This is a genomic window from Dietzia massiliensis, assembly GCF_018390595.1.
Taxonomy (GTDB): Bacteria; Actinomycetota; Actinomycetes; order Mycobacteriales; family Mycobacteriaceae; genus Dietzia; species Dietzia massiliensis.
The window spans coordinates 1-510 of sequence record NZ_JAHBAV010000154.1 but is presented as its reverse complement, the minus strand read 5'-3'; the positions used below and the strand labels follow the sequence as shown (position 1 = coordinate 510).

The window sequence follows — 510 nt, the reverse complement described above, 5'->3', positions numbered from 1 at the left end:
GCCGCGACTTCGACCTGCCCCTCGACACCCGCCTCGCCACAGGTTTCCGCGGCGAGGTCCAGCAGCACCTGGCCCGGGTCGGCTACGGCCGCACCGCGACGTACCGGGAGATCGCCGCCGCCCTCGACCGGCCCGGCGCGGTCCGCGCGGTGGGCACGGCCTGCGCCACGAACCCGCTCCCGCTGGTGTGGCCGTGTCACCGGATCCTCCGATCCGACGGTGGGCTCGGCGGGTACCGCGGCGGGCTCGCGGCCAAGCAGCGGCTCCTCGCGATGGAATCGGCGGCGTGACCGCGGCGCAGCTCCTCGGCCTCTTCGGTGTGTGGGCGGTCGCGGTCGTCTCGCCGGGACCCGACGTCGTCGTCGTCCTCCAACGCGCCCTCGCCGGGCGGCGGCACGGCGTGGCCACCGCGCTGGGGATCGTCGCCGGCCTCACGGTGTGGCTCGGGGCCGCGTTCGCCGGCGTCGCCACGCTCGTGCGCGTGTACCCGCAGGTCATGACGGTTCTCCA

2 protein-coding genes are annotated in these 510 nt (G+C 76.1%); both read left to right on the top strand.

The genetic code is table 11. The features are described 5' to 3' along the window. The coding region (locus KHA85_RS16610) for a methylated-DNA--[protein]-cysteine S-methyltransferase (RefSeq protein WP_213186645.1) at positions 1–290 on the top strand (290 nt) is incomplete at its 5' end. Further along, positions 287–510, top strand: a 224-nt coding sequence (locus KHA85_RS18595; protein WP_213186644.1) for a LysE family transporter, incomplete at its 3' end; no start/stop codon positions are given. The genes KHA85_RS16610 and KHA85_RS18595, both read left to right, overlap by 4 nt.